The sequence below is a fragment of the Micromonospora sp. C95 genome (assembly GCF_018070465.1).
GTDB lineage: Bacteria > Actinomycetota > Actinomycetes > Mycobacteriales > Micromonosporaceae > Micromonospora.
Genome location: NZ_JAGPXT010000006.1, coordinates 190,335 through 214,187, shown reverse-complemented (window position 1 = coordinate 214,187; position 23,853 = coordinate 190,335). Strand labels below are relative to the sequence as shown.

26 protein-coding genes and 1 pseudogene are annotated in these 23,853 nt (G+C 70.3%); 18 read left to right on the top strand and 9 right to left on the bottom strand.

The window, feature by feature from the left end:
- Positions 1-309: 309 nt before the first annotated feature.
- The 7 genes from KBX00_RS10260 (at position 310) to KBX00_RS10230 (ending at position 5,944) form a co-directional block, all read left to right on the top strand.
- Positions 310-1,380, top strand: a complete 1,071-nt coding sequence (locus KBX00_RS10260) for an LLM class flavin-dependent oxidoreductase (RefSeq protein WP_210825614.1) — start codon at positions 310-312, stop codon at positions 1,378-1,380.
- The gene (locus tag KBX00_RS10255; protein WP_210825612.1) at positions 1,377-2,105 is read left to right on the top strand and encodes an NADPH-dependent F420 reductase; all 729 of its coding nucleotides are present in this window, start codon (positions 1,377-1,379) and stop codon (positions 2,103-2,105) included. The genes KBX00_RS10260 and KBX00_RS10255 overlap by 4 nt, the downstream gene beginning before the upstream one ends.
- The gene (locus KBX00_RS10250) at positions 2,074-3,360 is read left to right on the top strand and encodes a glutaminase (protein ID WP_210825610.1); all 1,287 of its coding nucleotides are present in this window, start codon (positions 2,074-2,076) and stop codon (positions 3,358-3,360) included. Before KBX00_RS10255 ends, KBX00_RS10250 begins: the two co-directional genes overlap by 32 nt.
- A complete protein-coding gene (locus tag KBX00_RS10245) occupies positions 3,357-4,082 on the top strand; it encodes a flavodoxin family protein (RefSeq protein ID WP_301547659.1) in 726 nt (241 codons plus the stop codon). Before KBX00_RS10250 ends, KBX00_RS10245 begins: the two co-directional genes overlap by 4 nt.
- 78 nt (positions 4,083-4,160) lie before the next feature.
- Positions 4,161-5,102 (top strand): DUF5996 family protein, encoded by a 942-nt coding sequence (locus KBX00_RS10240; protein WP_210825608.1) that lies wholly within the window; start codon positions 4,161-4,163, stop codon positions 5,100-5,102.
- Between the two features lie 78 nt (positions 5,103-5,180).
- Positions 5,181-5,489, top strand: coding sequence for a GNAT family N-acetyltransferase (locus KBX00_RS10235; RefSeq protein WP_210825605.1), 309 nt, complete (start codon positions 5,181-5,183; stop codon positions 5,487-5,489).
- A 32-nt stretch (positions 5,490-5,521) separates the two neighbouring features.
- Positions 5,522-5,944 carry a (4Fe-4S)-binding protein gene (locus KBX00_RS10230; RefSeq protein ID WP_210825603.1) on the top strand — a complete coding sequence of 141 codons (423 nt, stop codon included), beginning with the start codon at positions 5,522-5,524 and terminating at the stop codon, positions 5,942-5,944.
- 118 nt (positions 5,945-6,062) lie between these two features.
- Here KBX00_RS10230 and KBX00_RS10225 read toward each other — a convergent pair whose 3' ends face one another.
- Positions 6,063-6,491, bottom strand: a complete 429-nt coding sequence (locus KBX00_RS10225) for an SRPBCC domain-containing protein (RefSeq protein ID WP_210825601.1) — start codon at positions 6,489-6,491, stop codon at positions 6,063-6,065.
- Between the two features lie 283 nt (positions 6,492-6,774).
- The gene (locus KBX00_RS10220; protein ID WP_374225280.1) at positions 6,775-9,576 is read right to left on the bottom strand and encodes an AAA family ATPase; all 2,802 of its coding nucleotides are present in this window, start codon (positions 9,574-9,576) and stop codon (positions 6,775-6,777) included.
- Positions 9,577-9,945: 369 nt separating this feature from the next.
- Between KBX00_RS10220 and KBX00_RS10215 the strand changes: the two genes are divergently transcribed.
- The 6 genes from KBX00_RS10215 (at position 9,946) to KBX00_RS10190 (ending at position 15,129) form a co-directional block, all read left to right on the top strand.
- Positions 9,946-10,785 carry an alpha/beta fold hydrolase gene (locus KBX00_RS10215; RefSeq protein WP_210825599.1) on the top strand — a complete coding sequence of 280 codons (840 nt, stop codon included), beginning with the start codon at positions 9,946-9,948 and terminating at the stop codon, positions 10,783-10,785.
- 46 nt (positions 10,786-10,831) lie between these two features.
- Positions 10,832-11,932, top strand: a complete 1,101-nt coding sequence (locus tag KBX00_RS10210) for a PHB depolymerase family esterase (RefSeq protein WP_210825597.1) — start codon at positions 10,832-10,834, stop codon at positions 11,930-11,932.
- Positions 11,933-12,224: 292 nt separating this feature from the next.
- On the top strand, positions 12,225-12,932 hold the full coding sequence (locus KBX00_RS10205) for an AzlC family ABC transporter permease (RefSeq protein ID WP_307868384.1): 708 nt from the start codon (positions 12,225-12,227) through the stop codon (positions 12,930-12,932).
- Entirely contained in the window at positions 12,932-13,231 is a 300-nt protein-coding gene (locus tag KBX00_RS10200) for an AzlD domain-containing protein (protein ID WP_210825595.1), read from the top strand. Before KBX00_RS10205 ends, KBX00_RS10200 begins: the two co-directional genes overlap by 1 nt.
- A gap of 111 nt (positions 13,232-13,342) precedes the next feature.
- Positions 13,343-14,083 carry an alanyl-tRNA editing protein gene (locus KBX00_RS10195; RefSeq protein ID WP_210825593.1) on the top strand — a complete coding sequence of 247 codons (741 nt, stop codon included), beginning with the start codon at positions 13,343-13,345 and terminating at the stop codon, positions 14,081-14,083.
- Positions 14,080-15,129 (top strand): methyltransferase, encoded by a 1,050-nt coding sequence (locus KBX00_RS10190; RefSeq protein WP_210825591.1) that lies wholly within the window; start codon positions 14,080-14,082, stop codon positions 15,127-15,129. The genes KBX00_RS10195 and KBX00_RS10190 overlap by 4 nt, the downstream gene beginning before the upstream one ends.
- Before the next feature lie 12 nt (positions 15,130-15,141).
- On the opposite strand, the gene KBX00_RS10185 is transcribed toward KBX00_RS10190, so the two are convergent.
- The 6 genes from KBX00_RS10185 to KBX00_RS10160 form a co-directional block, all read right to left on the bottom strand.
- Complete coding sequence (locus KBX00_RS10185; protein WP_210825589.1) at positions 15,142-15,765, bottom strand: O-methyltransferase; 624 nt, start codon at positions 15,763-15,765, stop codon at positions 15,142-15,144.
- Positions 15,766-15,798: 33 nt separating this feature from the next.
- Positions 15,799-16,365 carry a dihydrofolate reductase family protein gene (locus KBX00_RS10180; protein WP_210825587.1) on the bottom strand — a complete coding sequence of 189 codons (567 nt, stop codon included), beginning with the start codon at positions 16,363-16,365 and terminating at the stop codon, positions 15,799-15,801.
- Positions 16,362-17,561 carry an RNA polymerase sigma factor gene (locus tag KBX00_RS10175; protein WP_210825585.1) on the bottom strand — a complete coding sequence of 400 codons (1,200 nt, stop codon included), beginning with the start codon at positions 17,559-17,561 and terminating at the stop codon, positions 16,362-16,364. The genes KBX00_RS10180 and KBX00_RS10175 overlap by 4 nt, the downstream gene beginning before the upstream one ends.
- 17 nt (positions 17,562-17,578) lie before the next feature.
- Complete coding sequence (locus tag KBX00_RS10170) at positions 17,579-17,932, bottom strand: YciI family protein (protein WP_210825583.1); 354 nt, start codon at positions 17,930-17,932, stop codon at positions 17,579-17,581.
- Between the two features lie 34 nt (positions 17,933-17,966).
- A complete protein-coding gene (locus KBX00_RS10165) occupies positions 17,967-18,368 on the bottom strand; it encodes a DUF6069 family protein (RefSeq protein WP_210825581.1) in 402 nt (133 codons plus the stop codon).
- Positions 18,369-18,474: 106 nt separating this feature from the next.
- A complete protein-coding gene (locus KBX00_RS10160) occupies positions 18,475-19,080 on the bottom strand; it encodes a YdeI family protein (RefSeq protein ID WP_210825579.1) in 606 nt (201 codons plus the stop codon).
- 112 nt (positions 19,081-19,192) lie between these two features.
- On the opposite strand from KBX00_RS10160, the gene KBX00_RS10155 reads away from it, so the two are divergent.
- Entirely contained in the window at positions 19,193-19,810 is a 618-nt protein-coding gene (locus KBX00_RS10155) for a metalloregulator ArsR/SmtB family transcription factor (RefSeq protein WP_210825577.1), read from the top strand.
- A 22-nt stretch (positions 19,811-19,832) separates the two neighbouring features.
- Positions 19,833-20,300, top strand: a complete 468-nt coding sequence (locus KBX00_RS10150) for a DUF3291 domain-containing protein (protein ID WP_210825574.1) — start codon at positions 19,833-19,835, stop codon at positions 20,298-20,300.
- 9 nt (positions 20,301-20,309) lie between these two features.
- Here the strand turns inward: KBX00_RS10150 and KBX00_RS10145 are convergent.
- Positions 20,310-20,516: pseudogene (locus KBX00_RS10145) on the bottom strand (RidA family protein); the annotation flags it as partial.
- Between the two features lie 111 nt (positions 20,517-20,627).
- On the opposite strand from KBX00_RS10145, the gene KBX00_RS10140 reads away from it, so the two are divergent.
- From KBX00_RS10140 to xylB, 3 genes are all read left to right on the top strand, one after another.
- Entirely contained in the window at positions 20,628-21,014 is a 387-nt protein-coding gene (locus KBX00_RS10140; RefSeq protein WP_210825572.1) for a helix-turn-helix domain-containing protein, read from the top strand.
- An 89-nt stretch (positions 21,015-21,103) separates the two neighbouring features.
- Positions 21,104-22,321 carry an ROK family transcriptional regulator gene (locus KBX00_RS10135; RefSeq protein ID WP_210825570.1) on the top strand — a complete coding sequence of 406 codons (1,218 nt, stop codon included), beginning with the start codon at positions 21,104-21,106 and terminating at the stop codon, positions 22,319-22,321.
- A gap of 131 nt (positions 22,322-22,452) precedes the next feature.
- Positions 22,453-23,838, top strand: a complete 1,386-nt coding sequence (xylB, locus tag KBX00_RS10130; RefSeq protein WP_210825568.1) for a xylulokinase — start codon at positions 22,453-22,455, stop codon at positions 23,836-23,838.
- The last annotated feature ends 15 nt before the right edge of the window (positions 23,839-23,853 follow it).

The following is a 23,853-nucleotide window of genomic DNA, read 5'->3' as shown; positions in this document are numbered from 1 at the left end:
GCCCGCGGCTTTCATCGGTGGTCAATACCGTACAGGACGCCCCAAACCGGCTTAATAGCCCCGACAGCGACCAGCTCGCTGACGACGCGGCGCGCCGAGGGTGAGGGCTAAGGGGCTTGTACCGACGCGAAGGTGCCGCCGATGACGGAAGACTTGTGCCGAGACGAAAGGATCCGCGATGCCCGTCATCCCAGTCATCGACGTCGCCCGACTGAACGCGAGGCTGAGAGGCGGCGAAGAACCTGATCAGCATCGACCACGGCGCGGATCACGCGGGAGATGGCCGAGACATTGAAGGAGTTGCCCGCGATGCATGCATCGCAGATCGAGTTTGGTATCGACAGTTTCGGAGACCGTCCCCGGGATGACCGGGGGGAGATCGTGTCGCACGCGCAGGCGATCCGTGCGGCAGTGGCCGAGGCTGTGCTGGCCGACCAGATCGGCATCGATGTGGTCGCATTGGGCGAGCACCACCGGCCGGAGTACGCGATCTCCAGTCCGGAGACGGTGCTCGCCGGGATCGCGACCGCCACCGAGCGTATCCGGCTCGCGTCGGGGGTGACGGTGCTGTCTTCGGATGATCCGGTGCGGGTGTTTCAGCGGTTCGCCACGGTCGATGCGCTTTCCAACGGTCGCGCCGAGGTGATCCTCGGGCGAGGGTCGTTCACCGAGTCGTTTCCGTTGTTCGGGTACGACTTGACGGACTACGAGGTGCTGTTCGAGGAGAAGATCGAGCTGTTTCACCGACTTCTGGACGAGAAGCCGGTGACGTGGGAAGGCACCACTCGCGCCGCCCTGAAGGACGCGGACGTCTACCCGAAGACGGACTCGGGACGTCTGAACACCTGGGTGGGAGTGGGCGGGACACCGCAGTCGGTGCTGCGCACCGCGCACTACGGGTTCAGGCTGATGCTCGCCATCATCAGTGGCGCACCCGATCGCTTCGCTCCGTACGTGGACCTGTACCGACGCGCGCACCAGCAGCTCGGCACGCCCGCTGCGCCGGTCGGGATGCACTCGCCCGGCTTCGTCGCCGGGACCGACGAGGAGGCCAGGGAGCTGTTCTACCCCGGCTACCGGGAGATCCGCGACCGGATCGGCGCGTTGCGGGGTTGGCCGCCGCTCCAGCGGCGGGAGTTCGATGCCGATGTCGCGCACGGCTCGCTGTATGTCGGGTCGGTCGAGACCGTCGCGGCGAAGATGGCCCGCGCGATCCGGGTGTTGGACGTGGGCCGTTTCGACATGATCTACTCCGCCGCCGGGACGGTCTCCGCCGCCGCGCGGATGCGGTCGGTCGAGCTGTACGGTACGCAGGTCATCCCACGGGTACGTGAGCTTCTGGCCGAGCAGCCCGGGGCCACCGCGCGGGTGGCACGATGACCTCCCAGGTCACCACCATCGGCATCCTGGGCGCCGGGAAGGTCGGCACCGTCCTGGCCCGGCTGGCCGTCGCCGCAGGCTACCGCGTCTTGATCTCCGGCTCTGGAGATCCTGCGAGGATCGCGCTGAGTACCGAGGTGCTGACCCCCGGGGCGACTTCGGCGTGGCCGACCGACGTTGCGGTGGCTGCGGACGTGGTGATCCTCGCGCTGCCGCTCGGCAAGCACCGCGAGCTCCCGGCAGACGAGCTGAGGGGAAAGCTCGTCGTGGATGCGATGAACCATTGGTGGGAGGTTGACGGCCCCCGCGACACGGTCGTCCCGTCCGGTGTGTCTTCGAGTGAGGCTGTGCAGCGGTTCCTGCCGGGCGCGCGTGTCGTCAAGGCCCTGAACCATATGGGCTATCACGATCTCGAGGACGAGGCTCGTCCGGCAGGGCGGTCCGGGCGCAAGGCGATCGCGGTCGCCGGCGACTCTCGCGAGGACGTTGCCGCGGTGTCACAGCTGATCGACACGTTCGGCTTCGACGCCGTTGCGATCGGCTCCCTCGCGGCCGGTGCCCGCCTGGAGCCCGGGACTGCTGCATTCGGAGCGAATGTCGAGGCCGCCGAGTTGCGAACCCTGACCGCAGCCGGCCGGGCTGATGGTGTGCGAGGCCCCGCGGAGAGCCGCCGCGAGAACCGGAGGAGGGTGGATGCGGTCAGTTGTCCCCGACTATCTGATTGAGGTGCTCCGGGATGTCGAATCGGACACCTCCGGGGAGCCGGCGGGATATATCCCCGAGCTCGCGACAGCTGATCCTGAGCGTCTCGCAGCGGTCTTCGCCACGGTCGACGGCACGGTCTACGGTGCCGGCGACGTCGATGTCGCGTTCACGATCCAGTCGATCTCGAAGCCCTTTGTGTACGCGATGGCGCTCTCCGATCGCGGCTTCGATCGGGTCCTCGACAAGGTCGGGGTAGAGCCGTCTGGGGAGGCGTTCAACGAGATCTCCCTGGAAAACGACACAGGGCGTCCCCGCAATCCGATGATCAACGCTGGCGCGATCACCGCTCACTCACTCGCCGGTCCGGAGAACCTGAAGCCCGTCGAGCGGGTCGACCGCGTGGTTCAGGGACTATCGGCGTTCGCGGGCCGCCAGCTGACGGTCGATGAGACGGTGTGCGCGTCCGAGATGGAGAACGCGCACCGCAACCTCGCCATCGCGCACATGCTCCGCAGCCACGGCATCCTCACCGAGGACCCGAGGGCCGTCGTCGATGGTTACATCCGTCAGTGCTCGGTGCTCGTGACCACCCGAGATCTGGCGATGATGGCGGCGACGCTGGCCAACCGCGGGGTCAATCCCCTCTCGAACGAGCAGGTGGTGGACGGGGCAGTGGTGCGCCAGGTGCTGAGCGTCATGGCCACCTGCGGAATGTATGACGCCGCTGGCGACTGGGCCACGCAGGTCGGCATTCCGGCCAAGAGTGGGGTGGCCGGTGGATTGATCGGTGCCCTCCCCGGTCAGCTCGGCATTGCCACCTTCTCGCCTCGACTGGACCGGCATGGGAACAGCGTGCGCGGAGTGTCGCTGTTCGAGCGGTTCTCGTCCGACATGGGGCTGCATGTGATGGAGGTCCCGCCGGCGGCGCGCGCGGTCGTGCGTTCCAATCGGGTACGAGGCGGCGGAGCGGACGCGACCCGGGTGCTCCGACTGCAGGGCGGAATTCGCTTCGCGGGAGCCGAGCGGATCGTTCGCGAGCTCGTGGCGACTGCACCTTCGGAGCGCCGAGTGGTGCTCGACGTATCTCTGGTGCACTCCATCGACGATGTCGCCCGACGAATGCTCCTGGAGGCCGCGCGTCGGCTCGCACTGGACGGTCACGAGGTCTATCTCGTAGATCCGGAGACGATGATCCCGGACCCGGATCCCGGCGACGGCGGCCGGCTCACGGTCATCGATGTCATTGATCACTTGCTACCAGGAAGGACCCCATGACCGCATCGATGGTCGAGAAGCCTGACTTCACCGGGCTGCGCGCGATGTACATCAACTGCACCCTCAACCGTTCTCCTGGCCGTAGCCACACGCAGGGGCTGATCGACCGCAGTGTGGCGATCATGGAGGCGAACGGGGTCAGCGTGGACCAGATTCGCGCCGTCGATCACGACATCGCCACCGGCGTGCGGCCCGATATGACCGAGCACGGGTGGGATACCGACGAATGGCCTGCGTTGCTGAGCCGGGTGCTGGCAGCTGACATCCTGGTCATCGCCGGGCCGATCTGGCTCGGCGACAACAGCTCGGTGACCCGTCGGGTGATCGAGCGGCTGTACGGTTACTCCGGCGTACTCAACGAGCATGGCCAGTACGCTTACTACGGGCGGGTCGGTGGGTGCCTGCTCACCGGCAACGAGGACGGCCTGAAGCACTGTGCGATGAGCATCCTCTACAGCTTGCAGCACATCGGCTTCACTGTCCCGCCGCAGGCCGACGCGGGTTGGCTCGGTGAGGTCGGGCCCGGGCCGTCGTACCTTGACGAGGGTTCCGGTGGGCCGGAGAACGACTTCACCAACCGCAATACGGCGTTCATGACCTACAACCTGCTCCACCTCGCGTCGATGATGCGTCGTGCCGGCGGGTTCCCGGCGTACGGCAACCAGCGCACGGCCTGGGACGCAGGAGTCCATCCGGATGCCGCCAACCCCGAGTACCGCTGACGCATCGGCCGGCCGAACCGAGGACCCGACCACGACGACCGCCGCCTTTCCGGCACGGCACGAAGAATGTGAGTTGCGATGACAAGCCCGGCAACGACGAGCTGGCCGAGCCTGCGGGTCTCGGACTGGACCGCCACCCGCGAGACCGTACACATGTGGACCCAGATCGTGGGCAAGATCCGCATGGCGCACGCTCCGTTTCTCAATCACTGGTGGCAGGTGACCCTGTACGTGAGCCCGCGCGGGTTGACCACGTCCGCCATCCCGTACGGCACGGGGGCCTTCGAGATCGAGTTCGACTTCCTCGGCCACCGGCTCGACATTCGCACCAGCAACGGCGGCGCGCGAAGCCTTCCGCTCCGGCCGATGCCGGTCGCCGAGTTCTACGCGCGGGTCATGGCCATGCTCGACGAGCTCGGGATCGAGGCACCGATCCGGCCGCGCCCCAACGAGGTCGACCCGGCGATTCCGTTCGCCGAGGACCACCAGCATGCCTCCTACGACGGCGAGGCGGCCGTCCTGTTCTGGCAGCAGTTGCTGCAGGCGAACCGTGTGATCGGGGAGTTCCGGTCACACTTCATCGGCAAGGTCAGCCCGGTGCACTTCTTCTGGGGCGGGATGGACCTCGCCTGCACCCGCTTCTCCGGCCGGTCGGCCCCACCGCACCCCGGGGGCGTGCCCAACTGCGGGGACTGGGTCATGGTCGAGGGTTACTCCCGGGAGCTGTCCAGCTGCGGGTTCTGGCCCGGCGGCGGCGAGGAGGGCGCCTTCTACTCCTACGCCTATCCCGAACCCGACGGGTTCGCCGCGCAGCAGGTCGGCCCCGACGGCGCGTATTTCAGTACCGAGTTCAAGCAGTTCCTGCTGCCGTACGAGGCCGCACGCACCGCGCCGGACCCGGACCGGGCGGTCGCCGAGTTCCTCCGCACCACCTACGAAGCCGCGGCGAATCTCGGGCACTGGGACCGCTCCGCGCTGGAGGACAACCCGTTGCGCTGGCACCAAACCCCTACCCGGTGAAGACCGGCAAGGTGACCGCACGATCGCCGCGTTACCGCCGGTCGGCCCGTTTCGGAGATGAGATCTGATGGAGGACACATGGTAGTGAATGTGAAGGATGCCCCAGAAGCCAAGCGGTACGAGGCGCGGGTCGAGGGAGAGTCCGAGGTCGCGGGCTTCGCGCAGTACATCCGCACCCAGGAACTCATCGCGTTCGTGCACACCGAGGTCTCGCCGAAGTACGAGGGCAGGGGAGTTGGGGCGGCCCTGGCCCGCGCCGGCCTCGACGAAGCCCGGGCCGCGAATCTGCTGGTCCTGCCCACCTGTCCATTCTTCGCGGGGTGGATCGCCCGGCACCCCGAGTACCAGGACCTGGTGTACCAGTCCCGCAGCAGGGTCAGCGACTGAACAGCCGGGCACGGCAGCGACGGAGAGTCGGAATGAGCAGCGGAACCGCGAAGAAGGCGTACGAGGGCCAGTCGATCACGGTGACCTTTGAGGCCCGGCGTTGCCTGCACGCCGCCGAGTGCGTCCGAGGCTTGCCGGAGGTCTTCGACCCGGGTCGGCGCCCGTGGATCCGGCCCGACGGTGCCGAGGCCGACCGCCTGGCCGAAGTGGTCCGGCGCTGTCCCTCCGGAGCGTTGCAGTACGAACTGGTAGACGGCGGGGCGGAGATCCCGGACCGGCCCACGCGGGTGACGCGCGAGTCCACCGGACAGTTGGTCCTGCGCGGTGAGTTGAGAGTGGACACATCGCAAGGCGTGCGCGCTGAGACCAGGGCCGTCCTGTGTGGGTGCGGGCAGAGCCGCCTGCAGCCGTACTGCGATCACACCGGGCCCTGCGGTCGGACGCCGCTTGGCTGACCCGACACCCGGCCTGTCGATTCCCAGGATGAGCCATGGGGCGAGCAGGTGGTCTGCATGGTGCACACCGACCGGCTGAGGATGAAGCACCCCGGACGCTGGGCCGCGCACCCGGCCGTCATGCCTCCGCCCGCGCGGCGAGGGCTGTGTTCATCGCCGTGAAGCCTGACTCGGTCGAGCGCAACACGCCGGGCAGCATCATCACGAGCAGTCCGGAGAAGCGCTCCGACTGGGTGAACCGGGTCGACTCGGTGGTGAGCGGTTCGAGGTCGAAGGAGTGCGCGCCGTCGAAGATGCCCGGGATGAGCAAACGGCCGAGCCACGCGAGCCGCCGCTCGGGCTCGACGGTGGTGACGGTGGGCGTGAAGCGGCGCGGCTTGGCCTCGGGAAGAGCGATGGTCACCGCCAGCCGGGATCCACGGGTCAGGCTGCCCTCGAGGCTCGTGATGAACGGGTTCCATTCCGGGTACGCAGCGGTGTCGGTGAGGATCGCCCACACGCGATCCGCGGGCGCGGCGATGTCGATCGTGTGGCTGACGGTGGGCATGATCGTCCTCTCGTGGTCTGGCCTGAGGGCGACTCGGTGGCCAAATCGGTTGTGCGACATTGGGTCGTATAATTTCAGGTTATGTCGGAATGAGGTCTTGCGATCCGAATTGCCATCGGTCACGGTCGGGTCACCAGACTCGCACCAGTGGCGGCAGTTCGCGTCAGTGGAGGCTACCGAGATCCGGACCGGTCGCACCGTGCTGGCAGGTTTGCTGGCAGATCGAGCACCGACGCTCGGCTGTTCGGTCTCCCCAGGGCTTCGGCCGTGGGTGCAGGTCTGGTCAGGGAAGCGGCAGATCCTTGAGCTGTCGGCGCGAGGTGATGCCGAGTTTGCGGAAGATGCTGCGCAGGTGCGCTTCGATGGTGCGTGGGCTCAGGAACAGCTGTGCGGCGATCTCCCGGGAGGTCGCCCCGGTGGCGACCAATCGGGCGATGTGCAGCTCGTGGGTGGTGAGGGCGTGGGCCGGCTGGGTGCCGCGTTTGCGTGGGTGTTCACCGGTGGCGCGCAGCTCGCGGGCGGCCCGCCCGGCGAACGCTTCTATCCCCATGTCCGACAGCAGTTGGTGGGCGGTGCGAAGTGTCCTGCGCGCGTCCTGACGGCGGCCTTCGCGGCGCAGCCACTCGCCGTATACGAGCTGAGCACGAGCCGCCTCGCTGGCCATCCGGGACTTCCCGAGCCGTTCGATCGCCTCGAGGTAGTGCTCCTCGGCCTCGGGTCCCGTGCTGGTCAGCGCCCGTGAGCGCGCCGCCAGGCCGAGCGCCCATGAGGTGCCGCACGCATCTGCGAGTGAGGTGAACTGCTCCAGTGCGAGCGCCGCTCGTGTCGGGTCGCCGGCGCGGACGGAAGCCTCGATGAGCTCGGGCAGGCCCGCGCTGCTGATCGACTGTTCGTCGGACCTGCACGCCTTCGTCGCCGCTTCCTGCGCGACCGAGTAGTTGCCCGACCCGTTGTGGAGCACCGCCATCGCGTACTGAGCCAGGGAGACATCCGTACCGCCCTCGGGGTAGATGTCCTCTTTGGCAATGATGGCGTTGAGGGCGGTGGTCTCGGCCTGGTCACCACGCCAGGCGTGGAGAATGACGCGAGCATGGTGCAGCGGCACGCCCCCGGTCGCCTGGGTGATTACCGTGGCCTCGGTGGCCAGCTCGTCGGCGTGGGCGAGATCGCCCATCAGGACCGAGGTGATGGACAGGAAGTTGAGTGCGGCGGGAAGCGTCGCCAGCGCCCCGGCCTCACGAGCGAGCTGGACGTTGCGGCTGGCCAGCACATGGAGCAGCTCGTCGTCGAGGACCGCCACGGCGTTGCGGCCGGCCAGCCACAGCCACCGGTCGCTCTGGCTGGACTGCACAGATTCCGCCTGCGGGCCGTCGCGGAACGCCTCCAGCGCGAGCCGTAGCCCCGGCACGCCCGCCGCATAGCCCCTGGTCAAGGTCGTCGCGAGCCCGTCGAGGAGCAGGTCCACCGGTCGCGGCGGCGCCTCGGGTGCGGGGTCGGCCAGGGCCGCTTCGGCGATGCGCACCGCGTCTCCCCCTCCGTTGATGATCGCCGCATCCAGCGCATGTAGGTAGGTCTCGCGGGAAAGCGCGGCGTCCAACGGGGCGAGTGCCTTGGCGGCATCCATCAGCATGCACGGCACCTCGGTGCCGCGGGTCAGGTGGAAAGCGATCTGGGCTCGCAACAGGTCGAGATGCGCGCGTTGCAGGGGATCCAGCGGCTCGAGCGGTGCCGCCGTGAGCAGTTCCAGCGCGCTTTCGGAAGCGCCGGCCTCGTGCTTGGCGCGGGCGGCTTCCAGCGTCCGCCGGGCACGGGTGGCGGGATCGGGGGTGAGGGTTGCCGCGCGTTGCAGGAACGCGGCTGTGGCGGCCAGCCCGCCACGGGCCCGTGCCCGGTCCGCCGACCGTTCCAGCTCCGCGGCGGCTTCCTCGTCGGTGCCCAGTACCGCTTGTGCGCGGTGCCAGGCGCGCCGGTCCGGGTCGGTCTGCGGGTGGGTGGCGGCGGCCAGCGCGCCGTGGGCGCGGCGTTTGTCGGGCGGTGTGGCGGCCCGGTAGACCGCCGAACGCGCCAACGGGTGACAGAACCGCACCCGGATATCGATCTCGAGCAACCCGGCGGCTTCGGCGGGTGCGGCCGCGTCGCGGGCGATCCTCAGCTCGGCGGCGGCGCGCCACAGCAACGCCACGTCGCCGGTCGGCTCGGCGGCGGCGACCAGCAGTAGCAGCTGGGTGTCGGGGGGCAGATCGCGGGAGCGGCGCCGGAATTCGTCCTCGACGCGGTGCGGGACGCTGAGGGCGTCGGGCCGCCCGAACCCGCCGGCCAGCTGGGTGGGCGGCGTGCTGCGGGAGAGTTCCAGCAGCGCCAGCGGGTTGCCGCGGGCCTCGGCGACGATCCGCTTACGGACCTCGTCGTCCAGCGGGGTGCGGACCGCGGCCGCCAGCAGCGCTTCGGCATCGGCGTCGCCGAGCCCGTCCAGACGCAGTTCTGGCAGTCCGCAGAGCGGGTGACCCTCGCTCGTGCTGGCGTCTCGTAGCGCGAAGACCAGCGCGATCCGCTCGGCTGCCACCCGGCGTGCCACGAACGCCAGGACCTGCGCGGAGGACTCGTCCAACCATTGGGCGTCGTCGACGAGGCACAGCAGCGGCTGTTCCTCGGCGATCTCGGCGAGCAGATTGAGGGTGGCCAGCCCGACCAGGAACCGGTCCGGTGCCGCCCCGGCGCGTAAGCCGAGCGCCACGCCGAGGGCGGCCTGCTGAGGTTCGGGTAGCGCATCCGTGTGGTCGAGCAGTGGCGCGCACAGCTGGTGCAGGCCGGCGAAGGCGAACTGCGTCTCGGACTCCGCTCCGACCGACTGCTCGACTCGGAACCCCAACGGACCCGCGGTGTCGCGGGCGTGCTCCAGGATCGCGGTCTTCCCGATGCCCGCTTCCCCGCGCACCACGAATGCCCCGCTACGACCGGTCTGTGCCTGAGCGAGTAGGTGTTCGACGGCCTCGTGCTCTGCACGCCGGCCCAGAAGGTTCGCCAGTTCGCTCTCACCTGAGTCCGTCGCAGCGTACAAGGAGCTTGGAACGTAGGTAATTATCACCGACGCGAACCGCGGCTGCCAGAGCAGGGCCTCCACCGTGGCCGGGCCGCCGGGTGGCCGGCGCCCGCCGGCGCCGTTGCTGGTCCTGGCCGGCCGCAGGCAGCGAGGACCCACCTCGCGCCACCGAACGGGCGTCCTCGACGATGGCGGCGGCCCTGCTGGTAGCGGCCGAGGTCGGCGGCGGTGACGGGGCGCCCATCTTCAAGATCGCCGAGTCCGCCTTCACCCGGCATCAAGCAGGCGGCAGCGCGCTGGCGGTAACAGCTAAGGGGCTCATACCGACGCGAAGGTGCCGGCGCTTGCGGGAGCCTGGTGTCAGGACAGCGCGGACACCACCACTGAGTATCCGGCGACAGAAGGAAAGCGATCATGGGATTCATCGCCGTCGGGAACGAGAACAGCACCCCGATCGAGCTGTACTACGAGGATCAGGGTGCAGGTCAGCCGGTTGTCCTCATCCACGGTTATCCGCTCAACGGCCACAGCTGGGAGCTTCAGACGCGCGAGCTGCTCGCTGCCGGGTACCGGGTGATCACCTACGACCGCCGCGGCTTCGGGCGCTCGTCGAAGGTCGGTTCCGGCTACGACTACGACACATTCGCCGCTGACCTGAACACCGTGCTGGAGACGCTCGACCTGCGCAATGTCGTCCTGGTCGGATTCTCGATGGGCACCGGTGAGCTGGCCCGCTACGTCTCGCGGTACGGCCACCAGCGGGTGGCGAAGCTGGCGTTCCTCGCCTCACTCGAACCGTTCCTGGTCGCCCGCGATGACAACCCAGAGGGCTTGCCGCAGAAGGTCTTCGACGGGATCGAGGCCGCGGCGAAAGGTGACCGCTACGCCTGGTACACGCAGTTCTTCTCGGACTTCTACAACCTCGACGAGAACCTCGGCAGCCGGATCAGCCAGGAGGCGGTCACCGGCAGCTGGAACGTCGCCGTCTCCAGCGCGCCAGTGGCGGCCTACGCCGTCGTGTCCTCCTGGATCGAGGACTTCCGCGACGACGTCGAGGCGGTCCACGCCAGTGGCAAACCGGCCCTGATCCTGCACGGCACCGCCGACAACATCCTCCCCATCGACGCCACCGCCCGGCGTTTCCGCCGGGCACTTCCCGATGCCGAGTACATCGAGATCGAAGGCGCCCCACACGGACTTCTCTGGACCCACGCCGAAGAGGTCAACGCCGCCCTGCGCACCTTCCTGGGCTGAGCCGACCGGAAGGGGCAACGCGCGAAGACCAGGGAAGGAACCACCTATGGGCGAGACGCCGATGTCGGCACGGAACGAAGCTCCCGATGATCCCCGCACCGCGGCGACCACCGGGCTGCGGCGGCGATGGCGCTGGATCGCCTCCGGCGTCGTGCTGGTGCTCGTGGCCGCGATCGGTGTCGGTGCTGCGGTCTTCCAGTTCGGCCTGCCGTGGTGGATGGGGGAGGGAGATCGCAATCACAAGTACGAAAGCGACGTCGGCTCCCAGCGCTACCAGGTTCACCTGCCGCCACAGTACGACGGCACGACCCGGTTGCCGGTGATCATGGCGATCCACGGATGCGGGATGTCCGGGTACGGGTGGAACTCGATGAAGTTCACGACGCAGTTCAACGATCTGGCCGACCGCGAGGGCTTCATCGTTGTCTATCCGACGCAGCGCATCTTCCGCAGCGCGATCAACTGCTGGAACTCGGCTGACCCGCGGGAACAGCACCGCTACGACGGGGAACCCGCGCTGCTCGCAGGCGTGGCCCGGGAGGTGGTCGAGGATTACCACGCGGACCCGGACCAGGTGCACGTCGCCGGCGCGTCGTCCGGTGCGGGGGCCGCCGTCATCCTCGCGGCGACCTATCCCGACGTGTTCGCGACCGCGACGTCGGTCGCCGGTGGCGAGTATGGGCTGAACCAGGTGGACGCGGACGACCCCGGCGCCACCCCGCCGGAGTACACCGCACGTCAGGCGTGGTCCCAGATGGGCGACCGGGCGCGGCAGGTGCCGCTGCTCGTCATCCAGGGCGAGGATGATGACGTGGTCCCACCAATCGTCGCCACTCGCCTCGTCGAGCACTGGACCGCGGTGAGCGACCTCGTCGACGACGGTCTGCTCAACGAGAGTTTGGACCTGGTCACAGAGACGACGACGGTGCCCGGGGAACCGGGCAGGCATGCGTACACGCACACCACCATCACCACGCCTGACGGCACGTCTGTCGTCGAGTCGTACCTCGTCCGTGACATGGGGCACGTCTGGCCAGGACCTGCCGGCGACGGCCTCTTCACCGATCGCGCCGGTCCGGACGCCAGCGCCATCGTCTGGGACTTCGCCCGGCGCCACCCGAAAGGTCCACCGGTAGCTGGGCGCTGATGCCTGGTTGGCGCGGCGTGAGCATGCTCGGGGCGGCGCTGCTCCGCGCCTGGCCGGTTCGGCGGGCCCCCACCACGGCACGGACCTCGGTATCCTGCTCGCGTACACCGAGCGGGTGAGGAGCGCACTGGTGCCCGCCTCGCCCGCTGCGCCGAGTTGCGCCCGATGAGGCGCGGGTTTTCCGAACCCTCGGTGCCGCCGACAATCCGACCGCGTCGCCGCGATCCGGCACGCGAGCAGGTACGGCGAGGCCGCACGAGCCGTGCGAGCAGGTACGCGAAGGGACGCCGAGGTGAGTACGACAGGCACGATCGCGGATCGCGACTGGCCGAGGGCGCGTATCGCCGTCCTGCGCGACGCGGTCGGGGTGGGCGTGGCCGTCGGTGCCCTCGGGCTCTCCTTCGGCGCGCTGTCGGTGCTGGCCGGCTTCTCCGTCGCGCAGACCTGCGCGCTGTCGCTGCTGATGTTCTCCGGCGCGTCGCAGTTCGCCGTGATCGGGGTGCTGGGTGCCGGCGGTGGCGCACTGACCGGCGCGGCCACGGCAACCCTGTTGGGGGTGCGGAACAGCCTCTACGGCCTGAATCTGGCGTCCCTGTTACGGCTGCGGGGGGTGCGCCGTCTGGTCGGCGCCCACCTGGTGCTGGACGAGAGTTCGGCGATGGCGACGGCCCGCGACGACCCACGTGAGGCACGTCTGGCGTTCTGGGCCACCGGGGTCGCCGTCTTCGTCCTCTGGAACATCGCCACGCTGGGCGGTGCGCTCGGCGCGCACGTGCTGCCCGACCCGGAGGCACTCGGGCTCGACGTGGCCGCACCGGCCGCGTTCGTCGCCCTGCTGCTGCCACGGTTGCGTGGCCGGCGGCTCTGGGCACTCGCGGTCGCCGCGGCCGTGCTCGCGCTGATCATGGTCCCGTTGTTGCCGGCCGGGACACCGGTGCTGGTGGCCGGGCTGACCGCCATCGTCGCGGCGTTGGCCGCCCGTCGGGCGGGTGGCCGCTGATGTGGACGGCGATCCTGCTGGGAACCCTCGGGGTGTACCTGCTCAAGCTGGTCGGGCTCTGCGTACCGAAGTCGGTGTTGGAGCAGCCGCAGGTGCAGCAGGCGTCGGCGTTGCTGCCGGTGGCGCTGCTGGCCGCCCTGGTGGCGGTGCAGACCTTCGCCACCGGCCACGAGCTGGTGCTCGACGCGCGCGCTGCCGGATTCGCCGTCGCCCTGCTGGCGGCGTTGCTGCGGGCACCGTTCCTGCTGGTCGTAGCCCTGGGCGCCGGCACCGCGGCGGTGCTGCGTCTGATCGCTTAGCGACACCGGATGTTCGTCCCCGGTGTCCGGTACGAATAGTCCTGATGACCATACGAGTGCTGAAGGGAGACGGAGCGGCGGGCCACCGACGGCCGCCCTCCCCACCAACCTATGGGTATTGATCACCACGGCCGGACCCAACGGCTGGACTGGGCGGACGTCACACTCCGGGAGTGGGACTGTACGGTCCTGTGGTCGGATCCGGCGGATCCCGAGCAGGGCATCGTGTTGGACCGCTCCGCGTTCTACCCCGGCGGTGGCGGTCAGCCGCCGGACCACGGCGTGTTGATCTGGCAGGGCGTGCAGACCCGGATCGTCGGCACTCGAAAGGGCGACGACCTCCACCTGTTACCCGCGCCGGGAGATCCGGTGCCTCCGGTCGGCACCACGGTGACCGGTGCGATCGACGACGACCGCCGTAGCTCGCTCATGCGTACCCACTCGGGCCTGCACGTGCTCTGCGGCACCGTCTTCCGCGACTTCAACGTCCTGGTGACCGGGAGCAACATGGAGCCCGGTGAGGCCCGGATGGACTTCAACCTGCCGGAGGTGCCGCCGGGCTTCAAACAGAGCCTGGAGGATGCGGTGAACGCCGAGATCGCCGCGGACCGCAAGATCGTTGTTCGGATGCTCTCCCGGGACGAGGCCGACGCCACCCCCGACCTGGTACGCACCCAGTTCAAGGCACCTCCGGAGCTGCCCCAGGTACGGGTGGTGGACATCGTCGGCCTCGACGTGCAGGCCGACGGCGGTACCCACGTGGCCTCGACCGGCCAGATCGGCCGGGTCACCGTCACGAAGGTGGAGAGCAAGGGCCGCCAGAACCGGCGGGTCCGCATCAGACTGGCGTGACGGCGCACCGTGGACCGGCCGGTACCGATCCCACCGAGCTGTACCGGCTCCGGGACGGGTTGTACGCTGCCGACCTGCTGATCGCGGTCGTCGCGGAGCTGGATCTGTTCAGCTGGCTCGACCGGTACGAGCGCGAGCACGACGACCTGGCCCGGATCGAGCAGGTGTGCGGCGCGCACCGTCTCGATCCGCGGGCGGCCGACGTGACGATCACCTATCTGGTCGCGCGTGGGCTGCTGGCCCGCGTCGGAGATCGGATCACGCCGACCCGGGTCGCCCGGGAGCATCTGGTCGGCGGCTCACCGTACGACCTGCGGGCCTACTACGCCTCGCTGCGCGAGCGGCCCACCTGTCGGGAGCTGCTCGCCGTCCTCCGTTCCGGGCGACCCGCCGCGTGGGCCGGTGCCGGCAGCGCCGGGGCCTGGTCGGATCGGCTGGCGTCGCCGGAGTTCGCGGCGTCGATCACGGCAGCGATGGATGCGCGGGGTGCCTATCTGGGCCCGGTGCTGGCCGAGACGCTCGCCGACCTGCCGGCCCGAGCCGTTCTGGATCTCGGGGGCGGTTCCGGTGTCTACGCCGCCGCGCTGGTGGACCGGAATCCCGGCCTGCGGGCCGATGTCTTCGAACGGCCGCCGGTGGACGACGTCGCCCGCACCCTGCTGGCCGGACGCGGCTACGCGGACCGGGTCGGTGTGGTCTCCGGGGACATGTTCGCCGGACTGCCCGGCAGGTACGACATCCACCTGTACTCGCACGTGCTGCACGACTGGGGAACCGGCGAGGTGCGGCGGCTCCTGGCCAACTCGGCTGCCGCACTGCCGGCGGGCGGCTGGGTGGTCGTACACGACACACACATCGACGTCGAGCGGTCCGGTCCGCTGCCGGTGGCGGAGTACTCGGTGCTGCTCATGCACTCGACCCCCGGCAAGTGCTGGTCGGTGGCGGAACTCGGCGAGATGTTCGCCGAGACCGGCTTCGACTACGTGGACTGTCGGCCGACCGCGGCCGACCGCACCGCCGTCATCGGCCGCCGGACCGACCGATGACGGCGGTGCACCTCAGTCCGGCCGCGCGCTTGATGATTGTCCGGCCGTAGTCGCAAGGTGATCCGGCCGTCGGCTGGCGATGATCAGGCCGGTGCCGGCTGCGATCCGCGCCGGGACGAGTCGGGGGTCGTCGGCCAGGGTTCGCTCGACCCGCAGCACCGTGGCGCGGTGCTGCGGATCGGGGTAGCGCCCCAGGTCCATGTCGTCGACGACGAGCAGTCCACCGGGCGTCAGCGCGTCGATCGTCAGATCGAGGCCGGTCCACTTGCCGGCCACGGCGTCCGCGAAGATGAGATCGAACTGGCCCAGCGTGGGCAGCAACGCCTCGGCGTCACCGGTGTGGACCGTGACGTACGGCGGCCAGTCGTCCGCCCGGACGGCCGCGGCCAGGGACTCGTCCAACTCGACCGTCTCCAGCCGCGCGTCGCCGCGCCGGCCGAGCCCCGCTGCCAGCCAGGCGGTGCCGACACCCGTACCGGTGCCCAGTTCCAGGATCCGACCGTCCGGTGGGACCGCTGCCGCCAACGTCGCCAGCAGCGGGCCGACCGGGTCCTCGCAGACGCCCGGGAAGCCGAGTTCGGAGGCGCGGGCGAGGGCGCGGTGCACCCGGGCGGGTACCTCGGTGTGGAACGGCATGGACTCACCTTCGGTCTCGGGCGTGGCACGCGGTCAGCCGTGGCGGGTGGGGCGGTAGACGAGTTCCTGGGTGCGGCCGTCGAGGGTCCGGCTCTCGATCAGCTCCAGGTCGAAGTCGGCCGCGTCCTGGAAGATCGGTTCCGTGCCGGTCTGACCCGTGATCACCGGGAAGATCGTCACCTGGACGCGGTCGACCAGACCGGCGGCCATCAGGGCCCGGTTCATCGACAGGCTGCCGTGCGACCGCAGGGGCACCTCGGACTCCTTCTTCAGCCGGGCGACGACGTCGACGGCGTCCCCACGCGCGATTGTCGCGTCCGGCCAGTCGAGGGGCCCGTCGAGGGTGGACGACACCACCGTGGCCGGCAGGTGGCGCATCCGGGTGACCCAGGCGTCCCGTACCTCGGACTCGTCGGTGCTTTCGGCCAGCAACCGCGCGAAGACCCGGTACGTGTCGGCGCCGAACACCATGCGCTGTGGCGGGTCGTACGCGGCCAGGCGATGGGCGAGCAGTTCGGGGCCCTGCTTGCCCCAGTCTCCGCGATGGGTGCCGAAGCCGTCGAGGCTGGAGAAGACGTCGAAGGTGTAGGTGGCGGTCATGATGGTCTCCTCGGGTGGGTGAGTTCGGTGCGACGCCGCTCCAGGTAGGCGCGTTCGGTCTCGTTGGTGGCCAGCGCGATGGCCTCGTCGTAGGCGGCCCGGCTGGCGGTGTGCTGGCCGAGCCGGGCCAGCAGTTCGGCGCGGGTGGCGGGCAGCCGGTGGTAGCCGGGGAGGTCGATCTCCGCCAGCGCGGCGAGGGCCACCGCCGGTCCGTGCACCTCGGCCACCGCGACCGCACGGTTGAGCGCGACGACCGGGGTCGGTACCAGCGCGAACAGTTGGTCGTACAGTGCCAGGACCTGTCGCCAGTCGGTGGCGGCGCCGTCGGTGTGCACCGCGCCGATCGCGGCCTGGATCTGGTACGGCCCGGGCCGGTTGCGCCGCAGGCAGCGGCGGACCAGGTCGTGGCCCTCGGCGACGAGCGTCCGGTTCCACAACGACCGGTCCTGCTCGGCCAGCGGCACCAGGTCGCCGGCCGGGCCGAGTCGGGCCGGCCGGCGCGCCTCGGTGAGCAGCAGCAGGGCGAGCAGACCGAGCACCTCGGGCTCGTCGGGCATCAACGCGGCGAGTTCCCGGGCGAGCCGGATCGCCTCGGCGCACAGGTCCGTCCTGATCAGCGGACCGGCGGTGGACGTGTAGCCCTCGTTGAACATCAGGTAGAGCACGGTGAGCACCGGTGGCAGCCGATCCGGCAGCTCGTGCTCGGCGGGCACCCGGTACGGGATGCCGGCGTCACGGATCTTCTTCTTGGCGCGCACGATCCGCTGGGCTACGGTCGCCTCCTGGATCAGGTAGGCCCGGGCGATCTCCGGTACGTCCAGGCCACCGAGCAGGCGCAGCGTGAGGGCGGTACGCGCGTCGGGGGCGAGCGCCGGGTGGCAGCAGGTGAAGATGAGTCGTAGCTGGTCGTCGCGCACCGGTCCCACCTCCTGGGGTTCGTCCTGTTGGTGCAGCAGCAGGGCCTCGGCGTGCCGGGCCTCGCGGGTCGTCTCCCGGCGGAGCCGGTCGACGGCCCGGTTGCGGGCGGTGGTCACGATCCAGGCGCCCGGGTTCGGCGGCAGGGTCTGCCACTTCTGCAGCGCCGTGGCGAAGGCGTCCTGGACCGCCTCCTCGGCGAGGTGAAGGTCGCCGAGGAGGCGGGTCAGGGTGGCTACGCAGCGGCCGTACTCCGCGCGGTAGACGCTCGCCAGGTCCATCTCGGGTGACCGGCTCCTCAGGCCTGGGACAGGTCGTCGAAGGGGCGCACCTCGACCGGGCCGCAGGCCGCCGCGCACTTCTCGGCCCAGGCGAGGGCCTCGTCCAGGTCGGCGCACTTGAGCACCCAGAAGCCGGCGATGTGTTCCTTCGTCTCGGCGAACGGCCCGTCGCTCATGGTGGTGGCGCCGTTTTCGTTCCGGACGACGGTGGCGGTGTCCGGCGAGCGGAGTCCGCCGCCGAAGACCCAGGCACCGGCGGCCTGCATCTCGTCGTTGATCCGCCCGGTCTCCCGGAACATGGTCTGCATCTCCTCCTCGGACGGCTCCGGCGCGCCCTCGACGAAGTGCACGGACAGCAGGTACTGCTTCATGACGATCCTCCGGTGGTTCGATGGGTTGGTGGGATCAGGCGGCCAGGCGCCGCGCGACAGCGGGGATCACGATCGCGGCCGCGACCAGGTGGGTGAGCATCAGCAGCGCCTTGGTCGCCGGACTGGCGTCGGCGATCACGTCCGGCACCAGCGACAGCATCGTCAGCACCACCGTCGTACGGACGAAGGCACGCCGGGGATGCCGGGCGAAGCGGGACAGCAGCGCGGCGATGGCCACGCCGATCAGCGAGAAGACCGTGGTCAGCACGCCGAACCCGGCGACCGGGATGGGGGCTCCGCCCACGTCGAGGCTGATGCCCGCCGCGTTGCCGGCGGCGGCGACGGCCATCGTGGCGGCGCTGGCGGCAGCCGTGGCGACGACGCCGGTTCCGATGGTCGACGTAGTGGCGCGGGTCGTGTTCGCGGTGGTGCTCATCGTGCCCTCCAGGCGGCGTGTGTCCCGGCTCGGTGCCGGGCTCTCACCACAGCTACGAAGAGGACCAGCCCCGATCGACAGGTGTGTCAAGATTTTTTCGAGGAGTTCAGTCCGCCGGTGCGGGCCGGGCCTTCTGCGGATGAAACGTCTCGTGGCGGGCCAGCATGGCGACGAACTCGCCGATCTTCCGTTCGCGGGTCTCGGCCCGCTTGACGGCGTTGAGGCGGTAAATGAGAGCGAACCGGTTGGTCTTGGTGAGGACGTCGAACATGGCCTGGGCGGCCGGGTCGGCCGCGATGGCGGCCAGGAGGTCGGCCGGCACCTCGGCCTCCGACGGCGGGGCGTAGGCGGCCGCCCACCGGCCGTCCGCCTTCGCGGCCTCCACCGCGGCGCGACCAGACGGCCGCATCCGCCCCTGCGCCTCCAGCCGGGCGACGTGGGTCACGTTCCGCTGCGACCAGGAACTGCGCGGCCGGCGAGGGGTGAACCGGATCCAGGAGGTCTGGTGATCCTGTCTCCGGGCCTGCCCGTCGATCCAACCGAAACACAGGGCCTCGTCGACGGCCTGCTGCCAGGTGAGGGTGGTGACCGAGCCGCCCTTCTTGGTGAGGGCCAGCCAGACGCCGGGTGAGGTGGCGTGGTTGGCCGACAACCAGGCACGCAGGGCGTCGGCGTCCGCGACGATCAACTCATCCAGCTCAGCGCTCGCCATGACGGCAGACTAGTGCGGCACCCGGACATGTTCGCGCCGCCCGGACCCGCGAACCTGGCCGGACGCCGCCGCCTCGGCAGGTGACCGTGCTCGGGCGGGTAGCGTCGGCAGCATGTCGTTCGAGGCCATCGGGGCGCTGCGGGAGCCGGTGCGCCGGGCAGTCTATGAGTACGTGGTCGCGCGGGCGGAGCCGGTGAACCGTAACGAGGTGGCCGAGGCGGCGGGCATCGGGCGTACCCTGGCCGCCTTTCATCTGGACAAGCTGGCCGAGGCGGGGCTGCTGGAAACGGCCTACGCGCCGCGCAGCGGTGGGCCAGGCGCGGGCCGGCCGGCCAAGCTGTACCGGCGGTCGGCCGCCGAACACGCGGTGACGCTGCCGCCGCGCGACTATCGGTTGTTGGCCGATGTGCTGGCGAGTGCGGTCGAGCGATCCGGTGTGGAACCGGCGGTCCACGCGGCAGCGCGCGAGCTGGGTGCGAAGCTCGCCGGCGGCGAGGTGTACGCGCGCCTGGGGACACTCGGCTACGAGCCGTTCGCGGACGCCGACCAGACGATCCGGCTGCGCAACTGTCCGTTCCACGCGCTGGCCGAGGCGTATCCCGCGCTGGTCTGCGGGTTGAACCTGGCCCTGCTCGACGGCCTGGTGGGCGACCGTGACTGGGACGTCCGGATCGACCCCGGGCCGACCGGGTGCTGCGTCGTGATCCGTTCTAAAGACAATCAGGATTGACATAGAACATAGGCTTGGTCGCATGGCCGACCATCACCTGGCGCAACTGAACATCGCCCGACTCCGCGCCCCGCTCGACAGCCCCGAGATCGCCGACTTCGTCGCCCAACTCCCGGAGATCAACGCCCTGGCCGAGCGCTCGCCCGGCTATGTCTGGCGACTGCAGGACGTGTCCGGTGACGCGACCGCGCTGCGGCCCTTCGGGCCGGACATCATCGTGAACCTGACCGTCTGGCAGTCGGTCGAGTCGCTGCGCGCCTTCGTGTACCGGACCGCGCACCTGGAGCCGATGCGCCGGCGCCGGGAGTGGTTCGTCCCGCTCGACCGCCCCCACCTCGTGCTGTGGTGGATTCCCGCCGGCGTCCTGCCGACCATCACCGAGGCCGCCGACCGGCTGGAACTGCTGCACGACGGCCCGTCGCCGGAGGCGTTCACCCTTCGTGAGCCGTACCCCGCGCCCGGCCAGGAAGTCGTCGATCCTGTCGGGTGACCAGTTGGTGACGTAGAACGTCAGGCGGACGACGTCCGAAAAGCGGGCGCCGCCGCCGGCCAGACCACGCGCCGTGTTGCGCAGTGCCTGGCTGACCTGGCCCCGGAGGTCGGCCGCGACCGGCTGCCCGGCCTCGTCGCGGCCGATCTGACCGGCCACGTGGACCTGACGTGACCCGGTGGCGACCGCGACGTGGTGGTAGGGGACCGGCCGCATCATGCCCTGCGGGGAGTGGAGCTGAACACCCATCGAACTTCCTTCCTCGGACCAATTCGGTATCTCCTTGATACCTGGTGCATTCAGGAAACTTCAACGAGACTGGGTGTCATGGCAGATACCGACCCCCACGCGGTGGAACGTCTCGCGCTTCCGCTGCCGCACCGGGAACTCCTGGACCAGGTCCTGGACAAGTGGTCACTCGCGGTGCTCGACCGGCTCTGCGTACAACCTACGCGGTTCAATGAGCTGCGCCAGGCGATTCCGCCCGTCTCGCAGAAGTCGTTGAGCGCCACACTGCGCCGACTCGAACGCAACGGCATCGTCGAGCGTCGGGTCGTCTCGTCGCGACCGGTCGCCGTCGAGTACCGCATCACCCGACTCGGCAAGACCCTCCGGGAGCCGATCGACGTCCTCCTCGACTGGGCCGACAACCACCTGGGCGCGATCGAGGCGGCGCGCCGGGCGTACGACGCCGCCACCGCGACCACCACGTGAGGCGTGGGCGTCGAGTGCGGCGGCGCGTCGACCGGTCGCCCGGCCGGTCCGGTCGTCGAGCACGTAATCGACGCGGGTAGCGTGAGGCGATGCAGGGCGCAGGGCCTCGACGCGGCGCTGACCGGAACGTCGTACGCGAGGTGAACCGATCGCTCGTGCTCGCCGCCCTCAGAGCGGGCGGACGGATCTCGCGAGCCGGCATCTCGCGGGTCACCAGGCTGGCCAAGCCGACGGTTTCCGCGATCGTCGACGAGTTGATCGCCGACGATCTGGTGCGAGAGGTCGGCCGAGGGGCCGCAGCGGTCGGTGGCGGCCGGCCACCGATCCTGCTGGAGTTCAACGCCACCTCGCACCTGGTGGTCGGCGCGCACATCGGCGCCCGGCGTACCACGGTGGCGGTCAGCGACGCCGACGGGCTCGAACTGGGGCGGCGCGAGTTCGACACTCCGGCCGGCGAGCCCGGGGCGGTGCTGCGGGAGGTAGCGACGCAGGCGACGCTCGTCGTCGGGTCGGCGGTCCCGGACGGGCGGACCGCCGCGGTCGGTGTGGTACTGCCCGGGCTCACCGACTTCCACAGTGGTGTCTGCCTGCTGGCACCGAACCTCGGGTGGCGCGACGTACCCGTCGGTGAGACGTTGACCGCCCTGCTGGACGTGCCGGTGTATCTGCACAACGCCGGTCAGGCGGCGGCGGTGGCGGAGCACCTCGAAGGCGTCGGCGGCCAGGTCGGTGACCTGGCTTTGCTGTACGTCGGTACCGGTCTGTCGGCGGCGGTGCTCTGTGCCGGACAGGTGCTGTACGGCACCGGCGGCACGGCCGGCGAGATCGGACACTGCCGGGTGCCGGGCAGTACCGTGCCGTGCAACTGCGGGAACATCGGCTGCCTGGAGACGGTGGCGTCCGGGCCGGCACTGGTCCGGTTCGCGCGGGAGGCGATCGCTGCGGGTCGATCGTCCGTGCTGGACGACGGGTTCGGCGTGCCGGACGTGGCCGACGCCGCCCGCTGCGGTGACGCCGTGGCGTCCGAGGCGGTGGCGGAGTTGGGTCGCAACCTTGGCCTGGCCGCGTCGTGGGTCATCAACGCGTACAACCCGGCGATGCTGGTCCTCGGTGGCGGCCTCGCCGCGATCTCCGATCTGCTGCTGCCCCACCTCCGGGCGACGGCGACGCAGTGGGCGCTCGGTCCGGCCCGGCGTGCGGTGCAGATCCGGGCTTCCACACTCGGTCGGGACGCGGAGGTACGCGGGGCGGTGTTGCTCGCGTTGCAGCACTCCGCGACGTACGACCGGGTGGTGTTCCGTTCCTGATCAGGCGCGGTGGCATCGTGCCGACCAGTTTGGAAGGGCGTTGAACTAACTGGCCGATGTCCGTAGAGTCGGCCCCGGCAGCGTCGCTCGAGTGCCGTTGAACCATCGGCACCTGACCCTGTGGGGGTGCGATGGCACTGGTTGCGGGCGTCGACTCGTCCACCCAGTCGACAAAGGTCGTGGTGTGCGACGCGGACACCGGCGAGGTGCTCCGCGAGGGTCGTGCCGCGCACCCCGACGGGACCGAGGTCGACCCGCACCTGTGGTGGGCCGCCTTCGAGCGGGCGAGTGCCGGTCTGCTGGACGGGGTGGCCGCCATCGGCGTCGGCGGGCAGCAGCAGGGCATGATCTGCCTAGACGACGCGGGCGAGGTGGTCCGTCCCGCCCTGCTGTGGAACGACACCCGATCGGCGCGCGCCGCGGTCGACCTCACCGGCGAGTTCGGTGGCCCGCAGGCGTGGGCCGATGCGGTCGGGCTGGTACCGGTGGCCAGCTTCACGGTCACCAAACTGCGCTGGTTCGCCCGCGCCGAGCCGGAACTCGCCGCCCGGACCAGCACGGTGCTGCTGCCGCACGACTGGCTCACCCACCGGTTGCGCGCGGGCGGGGGAGAACCGACGACCGATCGCGGTGAAGCGTCGGGCACCGGGTACTGGTCACCGGCGACCGGCGAGTACCGGCGGGATCTGGTGAAGCTCGCCTTCGGTCGGGACGTGGCGCTGCCCCGGGTCGCTGGGCCCGCCGAGACGGTCGGCGAGACCGCGTCCGGCGCGATCCTCGCCGCCGGCACCGGCGACACCATGGGCGCGGCACTCGGCGTCGGTCTGCGGACCGGCGACGTGGTGGTGTCGCTGGGCACCTCCGGGTGCGCGTTCGGGCTGAGTGAGGTGCCGACCGCCGACCCGAGTGGTCTGGTGGCCGGCTACGCCGACGCGACCGGCCGGTTCCTGCCGCTGGTGTGCACGCTCAACGCGGCGCGGGTGCTGGTCGCGGTCGCCGACCTGCTGGGCCGCTCGCTTGCCGAACTCGACGAACTGGCACTCGCGGCGCCGCCCGGCGCGGACGGGTTGACGCTCCTGCCGTACCTGGACGGGGAGCGCACCCCCAATCTGCCCGACGCCCGCGGACTGCTCGCCGGGCTGACCCGGGCGAACGCGTCGGCGGCGCACCTCGCGCGGGCCGCGGTCGAGGGCATGCTCGGTGGCCTCGCCGAGGCTCTCGACGCCCTGCGGGCCCAGGGTATTGCGGTGGATCGGGTGCTGCTGGTCGGTGGTGCGGCCAGGTCACGCGCGGTGCGGGCGATCGCGCCGGCACTGTTCGGCACCCCGGTGAGCGTGCCGAGTCCCGGCGAGTACGTCGCGCTCGGCGCGGCGCGTCAGGCGGCCTGGGCGCTGTCCGGTGCCGCCGAACCGCCGCACTGGCCGGTCGCGGCCGAGGAGGTCGCCGCCGCCGGCACCCCGCAGGTGTACGACCGCTACGTCGACATCCGCCACCGGGCGCTCCGGCTGCTGACCTGACGCCGCACCGCACAT